At 58.1% G+C, this 12,124-nt stretch carries 6 protein-coding genes, 2 tRNA genes and 3 rRNA genes; 4 read left to right on the forward strand and 7 right to left on the reverse strand.

Annotation, left to right across the window (positions count from 1 at the left end):
* Positions 1–109 precede the first annotated feature (109 nt).
* A complete protein-coding gene (locus Hhyl2_RS10905; RefSeq protein ID WP_483550804.1) occupies positions 110–1,453 on the reverse strand; it encodes a DUF790 family protein in 1,344 nt (447 codons plus the stop codon).
* Positions 1,440–2,852, reverse strand: a complete 1,413-nt coding sequence (locus tag Hhyl2_RS10910; protein WP_483550805.1) for a DEAD/DEAH box helicase — start codon at positions 2,850–2,852, stop codon at positions 1,440–1,442. The genes Hhyl2_RS10905 and Hhyl2_RS10910 overlap by 14 nt, the downstream gene beginning before the upstream one ends.
* A gap of 132 nt (positions 2,853–2,984) precedes the next feature.
* Between Hhyl2_RS10910 and Hhyl2_RS10915 the strand changes: the two genes are divergently transcribed.
* The 4 genes from Hhyl2_RS10915 (at position 2,985) to Hhyl2_RS10930 (ending at position 6,371) form a co-directional block, all read left to right on the forward strand.
* Positions 2,985–4,961: an SWIM zinc finger family protein gene (locus Hhyl2_RS10915; RefSeq protein WP_483550806.1), complete on the forward strand. Its 1,977-nt coding sequence runs from the start codon at positions 2,985–2,987 to the stop codon at positions 4,959–4,961.
* 68 nt (positions 4,962–5,029) lie between these two features.
* The gene (locus Hhyl2_RS10920; protein ID WP_483550807.1) at positions 5,030–5,539 is read left to right on the forward strand and encodes an ERCC4 domain-containing protein; all 510 of its coding nucleotides are present in this window, start codon (positions 5,030–5,032) and stop codon (positions 5,537–5,539) included.
* Positions 5,540–5,642: 103 nt separating this feature from the next.
* Positions 5,643–5,864, forward strand: a complete 222-nt coding sequence (locus tag Hhyl2_RS10925; RefSeq protein WP_483550808.1) for a UPF0175 family protein — start codon at positions 5,643–5,645, stop codon at positions 5,862–5,864.
* The gene (locus tag Hhyl2_RS10930) at positions 5,865–6,371 is read left to right on the forward strand and encodes a PIN domain-containing protein (RefSeq protein ID WP_483550809.1); all 507 of its coding nucleotides are present in this window, start codon (positions 5,865–5,867) and stop codon (positions 6,369–6,371) included. It abuts the gene before it with no gap.
* Positions 6,372–6,503: 132 nt separating this feature from the next.
* Here the strand turns inward: Hhyl2_RS10930 and Hhyl2_RS10935 are convergent.
* The 5 genes from Hhyl2_RS10935 to Hhyl2_RS10955 all read right to left on the reverse strand — a co-directional run bounded on the left by Hhyl2_RS10935 (position 6,504) and on the right by Hhyl2_RS10955 (position 11,824).
* Positions 6,504–6,579, reverse strand: a tRNA-Cys gene (locus tag Hhyl2_RS10935).
* 211 nt (positions 6,580–6,790) lie between these two features.
* Positions 6,791–6,913 (reverse strand): 5S ribosomal RNA (rrf, locus tag Hhyl2_RS10940).
* 133 nt (positions 6,914–7,046) lie between these two features.
* Positions 7,047–9,966: ribosomal RNA gene (locus Hhyl2_RS10945) — 23S ribosomal RNA — on the reverse strand.
* A 207-nt stretch (positions 9,967–10,173) separates the two neighbouring features.
* A tRNA-Ala gene (locus Hhyl2_RS10950) sits at positions 10,174–10,245 on the reverse strand.
* Between the two features lie 106 nt (positions 10,246–10,351).
* Positions 10,352–11,824 (reverse strand): 16S ribosomal RNA (locus tag Hhyl2_RS10955).
* The 16S, 23S and 5S rRNA genes sit together here with 2 tRNA genes alongside, the layout of an rRNA operon.
* Positions 11,825–12,124 lie beyond the last annotated feature (300 nt).

Raw genomic sequence — 12,124 nt, forward strand, 5'->3', positions numbered from 1 at the left:
CGAGCGTACGTCGCTCTTCTGGTTTCTATCTCGAATGTGGATTATCAGTCAGAACTGAAAGTACCGAAGTACATCTGCCGTGACTGTGTCTGTGACACGCTTCGTGCTGTTAATACTCCGTCTCGGGGCTCGACGCGTACGCTTCGGCCAGTTCGACCGCGTCGTAGACGTGAATCCCGCTTTTGAACCACAGGACCCGCTCCGCCGTATCCCCGAAGTCCTCGTCGGCACAGTCGAGTCGCTCCGAGACCGCAAGCACGAAATTGTCGGCATCGACCTGCCGAATCTTCGCCAGTTTCGACTGCAGGTACTCCGGGGTCCAGAAGCCCACGATCTCGATGATCGCCCGTCTGCCATCGGGGTGTTCGATTGCGAAATCCGGAATCATCACCTCCGCGCCGAGGTCGAAGACATCGGCCTCGCGCTGGAGGGTCCAGTCAGTGGTCGCTCGCTCCCACTTCCGGGCGAGAGTCCGTTCGATATCGCTATCGAACTGCTGGCCCGTGCTGTAGTGTGAGACGAGGCCGTCGGTGTGGTCGAGTGTGAGGCGGTTACTGCCGCTGACAGTATCGTCGTCCAGAATCTCTGCGCGCATCTCCCAGCGGTCACACAGCGGTAACGCGGGGAGGAAGTTCGCCATCCGAATGCCGTACTTCTGGGACTTCCGAAACAGCGAGGCCGGGCCGTCGAGTTCGGCCTCGTAGCCCGCTGCAAGGTCCGTACTCGAAACGCGGTTGCCGTCGCCATCGATGGGATAGATCCGGTGCATCAACCCGAACAGCTTCATGTAGCTGAACACCGTTCCGAAGTGGTCCCAGACCCGAATCCGCATCTTTGACGCGTCGTAGAGGACGGCTTGGGCCAGCGCTAAATTGTAGCGGGCAAGTAACCAGTCGACTGTCTGGGCCGTCTGGTCGTACGCCTGCTTGCTGTTGCCCGTCAGCTTCGTCGTCGACGTGGTCTTAGCAGCGTCGTAGTCCTCAACAGTCTGGTCGCCGAATCGAACCAGGAGCTTGTTGTCATCCAGATCCGCGTACATCCCCCGGTAGCACTCTTCGAGGGAGATATCGAGTTCGTCAGCGACGGCGCTGTACACTTCGAGTTTCTGTGTGTCCTCCCCGAGCGTGGGTTGGCGAACGATCGGATACTGCTCGTTCGCGCGCTCGAACAGGCGCTGACGGATCTCATGAGGATCGACAGCAGCCTGTTGCTCGAACTCACACTCGTCTTTCAGCAGCTTCGCCAATCCCTGAACGATTTTGTAGTCGGTATTGTCGACGGTTAGATCGTCGATGGCAGCCTCGAGATCCCCCTTCGGTTCGCCGAGGTGGTTCTCAAAGAGATCGATGAGAGTGGCGGCAGTCGACCGATACCGCTCATCGGAGATATCGATGAACAGCGGGCGAACTTCTCCATCACATGTGCGCGAGCGTGCGAGATCAGCCGTTAGCACTACTGCTCACCCCATCGCGGCGTCGCTGAGACACGTATGTCTCCATCGTGTCGGTCGTGATAATCTCGTAGAGGCGGGCTGGCTGGCGATCATCGGTCGGGCGGAGAATGCGACCGAGCCGTTGAGCGTACTGTCGTTTCGAAGCACTCCCGGAGAGGATGATCCCGACGTTGGCCGCTGGCACATCAATCCCCTCGTCAAGCACTTGGGAGGTGGCGAGCATGGAATACTCCCCTGAACGGAATCGTTCGAGTATCTCGGTGCGTTCGTCGGTGTCGGTCTGGTGCGTGATACACGGAAGGACGAACTCCCGGGAGATGTCGTAGGCAAAGTCGTTGTTCGCAGTGAAGACGATGACACGGTCATCGTGGTGACGCTTGAGAAGGTTGTCGAGCGTGTCGAGTTTTTTCGTCGCCGTCCGAGCGATTCGTTCCGCACGTTGCTTGGCAATGAGGGCGCGGCGTCCCTGGGGGTCGTAGGACGTGCGTTTGAGAAACTCCGCGTACCCCTGTTCTTTCCAGAGGTCGAAATCGTGAGTGTCGACGTAGTCTCTGTACAGTTGGTACTCATCGTCGTACTCAGCCCGTTCCTCGCTGGTGAGTTCGACTGACATCTGGATGGTTTCGTACTCGCTCAGGAACTCCCCGGCGAGGTCGTCGACGGCTTCCTCGTAGACGACCGGTCCCATGCGGTCTTCAAGGAGTTCTTCGCGGCCGTCCGCCCGTTCGTAGGTTGCAGTGAGACCGAGTCGGTACGGGGCAATCGTCATTTCGGGGATTTGCAGGTAGGTTTCGGCCGCCAGATGGTGTGTTTCGTCGGTGATGAGGAGGCCAAACCGGTCGCCATACTCGTCGATGTAGCGGTAGGCACTATCGTAAGTTGTCACGGTCAGTGCTGTAATCTCGTGGCTCCCGCCACCGAGGACACCCACCTTCTCTGTGAGTTGGTCACCGAAGGCATTCGTCAGCGTGGCGTACCACTGGTTCATCAGATCGATTGTCGGTGTGACGACGAGCGCACTGACGCCAGCATCGGCGATGGCCTGCAACCCGAGGAAGGTCTTCCCACTGCCGGTCGGGAGGATGACGGTTCCCTGCCGGTCGTGGGTTCGCCACGCATCGAGTGCCGCCTGCTGATAGTCACGCGGTTCGATCTGGAGTGTGGGTGTCAGAGCGAGGTCGGGATAGGCTCGCGCAGCGTCTGCAACGTCGTGGCTGAAGCCATCCTGGAGTGTCGCCTGGCCGTTGTTCTCAGCCCACTGGCCGGCCCATTCTAGCAGCGCTCGGTACCGGTAGGCTTGTGCCCGGTACGCATCGACACGGTCGTCCCACTCCGCGTATGGCACCGTTTCAGGTGCATTCTCCAGCAGGAGCGTCCCGTCGTCGAATTCGAGCCGCATTCGGTACCTGAACGCATGCGTGTCGGACGATTCAATCTGTCGGGCGCAGGCTGAGTGCCAGAACGCCAACGCACGTCAGTGATAGCACAGCGTCACGTTTTCGGGACGTAGTATAGTATACGGACACAAAACATGGACTACCCGACTCGGGACGAAATACGATCGCTCTGTACCGAACAGTCGTTCGAGCGCGGTATCAACTATTACTACCAAGATCGGGTGCAGGAGCTGGATATCGACGGCAGCGAGATCAGAGCCACCGTTCGGGGGTCCAACTACTACGATGTCGCTATCGATCTCGTGGACGATGCGGTCCGGTCTCGTTGCAGTTGTCCGTACGACTACGCGGGCGACTGCAAACACGTCGTCGCGGTCTTGCTCACCGTAGACGACCGAGACACCGAGACGGTGAGCGATCCCGAACGGGACGAGACGGTCGATATCGATTCGCTGATCGAACAGACGGCACCCGAGGACCTCCGAGCGTTTCTGCGTGACATCGTTGCGGAGGATCGAGATATCCGCGATCGGTTCGTCGCGTTCGTCGGTGAAGACACGGGCAAGACCGTCTACGACTACAAGCAGGAGATCGATCGACTGTTCGACGACGCTGTCAGCCGGCGAGGGATGGTCGAACACGACACGCACATCGACTTCTCGCAGTACACCGACCTCGCGGAGACGCATCGAGAACGAGGCCACGTCGAGACGGCGACGGATATCTATCGAGCGGTTTCCGAGGCGATACGTGAAAACTTGGACCAGGTTGACGACAGCAGCGGATACCACGGCCGAGAGTTGGAACGTGCTATCGAGTCGTATGCAGGGACGGTCGCAGAACAGGACCTCGACCACGAGCGAAAGCGGCCGCACATCCAGTATCTCTGTGAAGAGTTCGTCGGGGCAAACTACGGCTTCGCCAGTGACTACTACTACGACGCACTCCAAACACTCTGCACGACGGACGCAGACCTCGAATACTGGCTGGAGCAACTCGACGCACACGTGTCCGGAGTCACACTCGACGCAGTACTGTCGGGCAAGTCACCCTCGAAAGCGGACGACCGCCGAGATGAAACTGAAGACGGCGTCGATACATCCGACGGATCAGCGAGAGACAACGAGTCGACTGACCACTCCGACCGGACGGACGACGTTCTCTACGTATCCGATTTCACCGATGGTCCGCTCAACACCGAGGATTTCACTGGTGGGGCAATAGACGTCGAACACTTGACTATCGGGACACTGAAACTCGAGTATTTCGTCGGTGACGCGTTCGAGAAGTTACGAGTCGATGAACCGACGACCGTCGAGAGACACACCGCTAGCGTCGGACCAAGTAAATCGGGAACGACCGACACGAAGATATCGTCGTCACTCCAGAAGCGGCGGATATTCTCGACCTACATCTACATCCTCGAGGAACTCGGCGACGAAGACGCCCTCTCGCAACTCTACGAGGAGATTTACCTCGAAAGCAAGCGCTTCTGCGAGGAGTACGCCCGACAGCTGGTCGACGAAGGGAACGAAGACCGTGCGATCGAAGTCGTCGAAGGCGGTATCCATACGTTCCGATCGGCTCGCTCACTTCGCTGGCTCGCTGCCGACCTCTACGAGGATCGGGATATGGACGAGTATCGTACCACGCTGAAACAGTTGTTTCTTGATCATACCGAGTGGGCAGCTTATGATGACCTGAAGTCAGTCTGTGACGATCAGGAGTGGCAGTCGATCTACGAGGAATTCAAGCGGTATTTCGAACGGGACGATAGAAAGGATCTCGTCGCACTGTACGTCCACGACGACGACCTCGAAAAGGCGTTCGTCGAACTGAAAGAGAACGCAGACCTCTCGTCAGTTCGCCAGTACCGTGATCCAGTCGCAACCACTGCGCCGGTCGAGTACTTCGAGCTATATCGAGAACTGCTCGTCCCGTTTGCCGCCGACGACACTGGGCGACGCCACTACCGCGACATCGCCGACCACTTAGAAGAGATGCAAGAATTGGTCCCCGAAGCGCGGTTCGAAGAGTTCGTCGATTTCCTGAAAGACAAGCACTCGAACCGGCCAGCGTTTCTCGATGAACTGGAGAAAGCTGGGTTTTGAATGCCTCTTGCATCCGATCACGGCACTGGGAGGGTTTATTTCCGATACCGGAACCAGATGCACGAGAGATGGATGAAGCTCGACACGCTAGCTCTATTCCCACCACAATCTTCCGAGATACTCGGGAGCAGTGTCCGTGGACGTTCGACGAGTGTGCAGTCGAGACGCGCGACGTGACGCTCTCGACCGGCGACTACGCCGTCCCGGCCGACTGTACTCACGACCCAGAATCGGACACCTACTACCCACGGTTCGCGGTTGAGCGCAAGTCAGGGCACGACTTCCTCACCGCACTCACATGGGAACGTGACCGATTTACATCCGAGTTGCGGCGGGCTGCCGAGTGGTCACAGCCCATTGCGGTCGTCGTAGAGACCTCCTGGCAGACCCTCCTTCGCAATCGCGGTTGCATGGCGTGGCGGGATATCCATCCGAACCAGATCGTAGGCTCCCTCTCGGCGTGGACTGATCACTACAACGTCGCGTTCCATTTCGTAGAGTCCCGACGGCAAGCGGAACTGTGTGCGTATCTCCTCCTCGTCCGTCGTAGTCTACTACGACGAGGTGAGCAAATCTGACGCGATGCTATTTTGATTGCTACGGAGATAGCACTCCAGCGAGTCGATGAGTGCCCCATCCCACGATAGATTATTAGGTCCGTGGATCCGATACCTACGTACGATGGCCTCTTCCAGTAGTGAGCCCTCGGACGAGCTTGCGACCGCGGTGGGTCGGTACGTTCTCGGCGACCTCTCGCTCGGACGTGCTGCCGAAGCGGCCGGACTGTCCCGATGGGAGTTCGAAGAAGTGCTGGAAGACGCTGGCTTCACGTCGCTCTACGGGCCGCGAACTGACGACCAGTTACAGCGGGAGATCGACGTTGCACTCGATCTCGACGAATAGATGTCGGACGGATACCCGCAACCGGTTTTCCTCGACGCAACTGTCATCAGTAATTTCGCCAGTACGAGCTCGGTCGAATTTCTCGTTCACCTACTCGAAGCACCAGTCGTGGCACCCGCAGTCCGTGACGAAATCGAACAGGGAGTCGATTTCGGCCACGAGTATCTGACCAACGCCGTCGAGGCGTTCGACGAAGGACTGGGAGTCAGTGACGTTCCACCCGAAACAGGGAGGATGGACCCCCGTGAGCGACTCGATCCAGGAGAAACGGAAGCGTTGCGTGGAGCCGTCGAACACGACGGGACCATCGCCACTGACGATCTCGCAGCACGCCGTCTTGCATCAGAGCTGGATGTCCCAGTCACCGGCTCAATCGGTCTTCTCGTCCTCGGCATCAAGCACGAGCATATCGACAGCGAAACCGCGGACGAGTGGATCGATATCTGGCGGACCGAACGCGGATACTACGCCCCCGTGGAGAGCGTCACCGAACTATTCGAGGAATAGAGCCACGAACGACGCTCGTGGACGTTCAGCGGATGTGCGATCGACAGGTTCTGTCACATTCTCGATATTCCGACAGCAATAGAGAAACTGTATCGAGACAAGGTCGTCTTGGGCTTTAGGGTAACGTGTGAGAGCCAAGGGCCGGATTTGAACCGGCGATGGGCGGCTCTGCAGGCCGCTGCGTTAGGCCAGACTCTGCCACCTTGGCGCAGTCGATACTACTGGCGTCCGCCGTTTAAGCGTAGCGGATTCGACCACTGGCACCCTCGCCACTCCCGTGGCTACGTTCGGCATTCCAGCGTTGCCACTCCCCGGTAAATACGTTTAGCCCACCACAGAGATGTCTCTCCGCGATGGGCTGAAAGTATGTCCGAGAGCGCTATGGCTGGCGCTCTCGGACGAATGAATGAAAGTATGAATGGTGGCGGCGAACCGCGTTTCCCAGAGGCTCGCGCACTCCAGTACTCCCCGGAACGCTGGTGAGCTTATCTTCCGTGTTCGGGATGGGTACGGGAGGCAACCTCACCGCTATGGCCGCCTAATGCCGACTCGTGGAGTCGAACCACGACAGTACCAGTGTCGGTCGGTCTTCAACTATGTGTTCGTGCGATCCAGATTGCGCCTGGACTCGTTCAGTCTACCGAACGGTCGGTGACCTTCGAGTCACAGTGCGTATGATTGTGGCTTCGAGTGATTAGTGCTCGCGGGCTCAACGTCTCGTTACCTCGACGCGTACACCCCGAGTCTATCTACCTCGTCTTCTACGAGGACTCTCGACGGTGTCTCTTTTCCAGGTGGGTTTCGAGCTTAGATGCGTTCAGCTCTTACCCCGTGTGGCGTGGCTGCCCGGCAGTGCTCTCTCGAACAACCGGTACACCAGTGGCCACCAATCGTAGTTCCTCTCGTACTATACGATCGTTCCCGTCAGACACCATGACACACCCAGTAGATAGCAGCCGACCTGTCTCACGACGGTCTAAACCCAGCTCACGACCTCCTTTAATAGGCGAACAACCTCACCCTTGCCCGCTTCTGCACGGGCAGGATGGAGGGAACCGACATCGAGGTAGCAAGCCACTCGGTCGATATGTGCTCTTGCGAGTGACGACTCTGTTATCCCTAGGGTAGCTTTTCTGTCATCAATTGCCCGCATCAAGCAGGCTAATTGGTTCGCTAGACCACGCTTTCGCGTCAGCGTTCCTCGTTGGGAAGAACACTGTCAAATCATCTTTTGCTCTTGCACTCTTCGCCGGGTCTCTGTCCCGGCTGAGATGATCTTAGGGCGCGCTCGATATCTTTTCGAGCGCGTACCGCCCCAGTCAAACTGCCCGGCTACCGGTGTCCTCCTCCCGGAGTGAGGGTCGCAGTCACCGACGGGTAGTATTTCACTGATGGCTCGGTGGCTTGCTAGCGCAAGTACCTGTGTAATGCCTCCTACCTATGCTGCACATCGGCGACCACGTCCCAGCGACAGCCTGCAGTAAAGCTCCATAGGGTCTTCGCTTCCCCCTGGGTGTCTCCAGACTCCGCACTGGAATGTACAGTTCACCGGGCCCAACGTTGGGACAGTGAAGCTCTGGTTAATCCATTCATGCAAGCCGCTACTGATGCGGCAAGGTACTACGCTACCTTAAGAGGGTCATAGTTACCCCCGCCGTTGACGGGTCCTTCGTCCTCTTGTACGAGGTGTTCAGATACCCGCACTGGGCAGGATTCAGTGACCGTACGAGTCCTTGCGGATTTGCGGTCACCTATGTTGTTACTAGACAGTCCGAGCTTCCGAGTCACTGCGACCTGCTCGTTTCCCGAGCAGGTATCCCTTATTGCGAACGTACGGGACTAACTTGCCGAATTCCCTAACGTCGGTTGATCCCGACAGGCCTTGGCTTTCGCCGCCATGGACACCTGTGTCGGTTCTCGGTACGGACACCACACTCCCTTTTCACGGGCCCCAGGTTGAACCACGTTTCCCTATCCCGCCGTTCGTCCGCTTCGTGCCATTACGGCTTCCACGGAGTTTGACGGTTCGACCGGGCGAGGGCCCGGCGTGGTCGACCCCAGGGCGTCGGTTTCACTGTGTGGTGGCACGGGAATATTAACCCGTTTCCCATGTTGTCATAGTCGAATTACGGTATGACTTAGGACCGGCTAACCCTCAGCTGATCAGCAGTGCTGAGGAACCCTTATCCATTAGGCCGTCGGGGTTCACACCCGACTATCGCTGCTACTATGGCCAGGATTTTCGTCACTCATCGGTCCACAGGAGTTCTCACCCCTGCTTCCATCCAATGAGAGCGCCAACCTACTCGATTGCCCTTTCACGGGCACGGACAGGTCTCGGTGGTGGATTTGAGTCCCGATCATTTTGGGCGCCTCAAACCTCGGCCGGTAAGCTGTTACGCTTTTCTTAGAGGGTAGCTGCTTCTAAGCTCACCTCCCGGCTGTCTAGGGCTCGAGACCACCTTCAGAGGATTACACTTAATCCACACTTGGGGACCTTAACCTATCTCTGGGTTGTTCCCCTCCTGGTACACAGGCTTACCCCGCGCACCGGAATCCTCACGTCGACGGCGTCGGTGGGTTTGGAGTTTGACAGGCGCGTCCACTCCTCTCGGAGTGGAGCACGCCAATCGGTCGCTCTACCCCACCGACTACCTCGGTGAAGGTCATGCTTCGACATGTTTCGGTTGGAACCAGCTGTTGCCGGACTCGATGGGCCTTTCACCCCTACACATAGATCACGAGAGGGTATTGTAGGACACCAACTCTAACAGGCTTCCACGTGCCTTTCGGCACGCTTCACCTTGTCCATGCGTAGATCGTCCGGATTCGGGTCGTGTCCGTGTGGCTCCCCGCCCTTGAAGACGGCGGCCCTCGTGTAAACTGCGGCCATGTCGGTTTCCCTGTGCCTCCCCGGATGCTCCGGTTAGACTCGCCATACAGACACACTCCCTGGCTCGTTTTTCAAAACGTACGATGGAACACCGGCTTCCTGTCCGTCTTACTGTACCCTCGCGGGTGGGTCATTCTGGACAGGACCTTTCGTGCCCCATCGCTCGATCGCCAACTGGGTTCAAGCTCTATTTCACCTCCCTTCGGAGGATACTTTGCAGCGTTCGTTCACACTACTTGTCCGCTATCGGTCTCGAGGAGTGTTTAGCCTTCGCAGTCGATGCCTGCGAGATTCGCGAGGGATTTCCAACCCCCGCTACTCTGGAACCGACGCACATCGTACTGACCTCACGTACGGGGTTGTCACCCTGTATCACGCCCTGTTCCAAGGGACTTCTGTGAGATGATCGGATGATGAGTGTCGGCCCACACACCACATTGCCCGTGAGGGCTTCGGTTTGGGCTATATCGCGTTCACTCGCGGTTACTGACGACATCACATTGCGTTTTCTGTTCCTCCCGATACTGAGATGTTTCAGTTCTCGGGGTTCCTCATTGCGCGTGGCAATTGCGAGGAGATTCTCATTCGGAGATCCTGAGTTCTTCGCCTCCGTGCGGCTCCCTCAGGCTTATCGCAGCTTGGCACGTCCTTCTTCAGCTCTCGAGCCGAGCTATCCATCAGCTGGCATAGTAGCCAACGTCGTTGTGACTCGTTAGATAGAACTGAACGAGTCCAGTGGACGCCTGGATCGCACGTACACACGGTTTCATACTCGCCCCCAAGGTGGAGATGGTAGGCGAATCGACCCTTCCCAATCGCGGTTTCACCCGGATTGGTGCATCAGTCGTCGTACCACGTTCGAACACTGTCCCACACTTAAGGGGCACGGTTCGAACCCGGTACGTCGTATGGACCCACTGGGATTTGAACCCAGGGCTTCCGCCTTGCAAAGGCGGCGCTCTGCCGCTGAGCTATGGGCCCGACAGGTGCTGCAGTCGTTAGCCCTGATAGTTCATAGGTGCTCGGTCGCCGACGACCTCGAACGACCCGTTAGGTGGGCTGGGGCAGAGCCCCAGTCCCGATCAGTAGGAGGTGATCCAGCCGCAGATTCCCCTACGGCTACCTTGTTACGACTTAAGCCCCCTTGCGAAGCCCAGATTCAACCAGCGCATGCTGGCTTCATCCGGACCTCACTCGGGTGCTTTGACGGGCGGTGTGTGCAAGGAGCAGGGACGTATTCACCGCGCGCTTATGACACGCGATTACTACCGAATCCAGCTTCATGCGGGCGAGTTTCAGCCCGCAATCCGAACTACGACCAGGTTTAGGTGATTAGCTCCGCCTCTCGGCGTGGCATCACATTGTCCCGGCCATTGTAGCCCGCGTGTTGCCCGGTCCATTCGGGGCATACTGACCTACCGTTGCCCGTTCCTTCCTCCGCTTTAGCAGCGGCAGTCCTCCTAGTGTACCCAACCACCACAAGGGTGTTGCTGGCAACTAGAAGTGCGGGTCTCGCTCGTTGCCTGACTTAACAGGACGCCTCACGGTACGAGCTGACGGCGGCCATGCACCTCCTCTCAGTAGCGTCGGGTAAAGTCGTCAACCTGACCGTCATTACTACTGTCGGGACCGGTGAGATGTCCGGCGTTGAGTCCAATTAAACCGCAGGCTCCTCCGGTTGTAGTGCTCCCCCGCCAATTCCTTTAAGTTTCATCCTTGCGGACGTACTTCCCAGGCGGCTCACTTCTCGGCTTCCCTAGGGCACAACGCAGGCTCGTAGCCTGCGTCACACCTAGTGAGCATTGTTTACGGCTAGGACTACCCGGGTATCTAATCCGGTTCGAGACCCTAGCTTTCGTCCCTCACCGTCGGGTCCATCTTTCTGAGGCGCTTTCGCCACCGGTGGTCCGTCCAGGATTACGGGATTTCACTCCTACCCCGGACGTACCCCTCAGATCTTCTGGCCCCAAGCCGGACAGTTTCCGCTGGACGCCGACGCGTTGAGCGCGTCGATTTCCCAACGGACTTGTCCGGCCGGCTACGGACGCTTTAGGCCCAATAATATCGGCCATCACTCGGACTGCCGGTATTACCGCGGCGGCTGGCACCGGTCTTGCCCAGTCCTTGTTCCTGTACCACCCTACGGTACAGAAAAGCGAGGGCTATATGCCCTCGCACTCGGAGTCCCCTTATCGCACTGTCGTGCAGTGTAAAGGTTTCGCGCCTGCTGCGCCCCGTAGGGCCCGGTATCTTGTCTCAGATACCGTCTCCGGGCTCTTGCTCTCACAACCCGTACCGATTATGGGCATGGTGGGCCGTTACCCCACCATCTACCTAATCGGCCGCAGCCACATCCTATGGCGCCGGAACGTTTCCAGCTCTCGGCACTCCAACATGAGAGCTGTATCAGGTATTAGCCTCAGTTTCCCGAGGTTATGCCTGTCCATAGGGTAGTTTGGCCACGTGTTACTGAGCTATATGCCGCGGGTCTAAACCCGCGCGACTAGCATGGCTAAATCGGACTCCGATAGCAATGGCCTCCGGCAGGATCAACCGGAATGTATCCCGGCACGAGGCCGGGGGGTTAGGCGGGATCACACCCACAAAGGGGTGTGGTCGCTATCGAAGGGTGTTCGAGGACACTCGACGACCGAGTGTCACCGAACTATCAGGGCTAACATCAGATCCCATCTTGACGGCGGACCGCAGGGGTGGAATCCTCATTTACTCCGGACCTGAGTGTTGTCCCGAAGCCACCATAAAGGCTTCGAGTTGTCCGTGCGACGCGTGTCGCGTTCGGTCCGGGCCGGTCGGAACCTGTCGCGTCCGACCGGACCTCGTGTGCATCCATTCCGAATGC

The sequence above is a fragment of the Haloarcula sp. H-hyl2 genome (genome assembly GCF_056934385.1).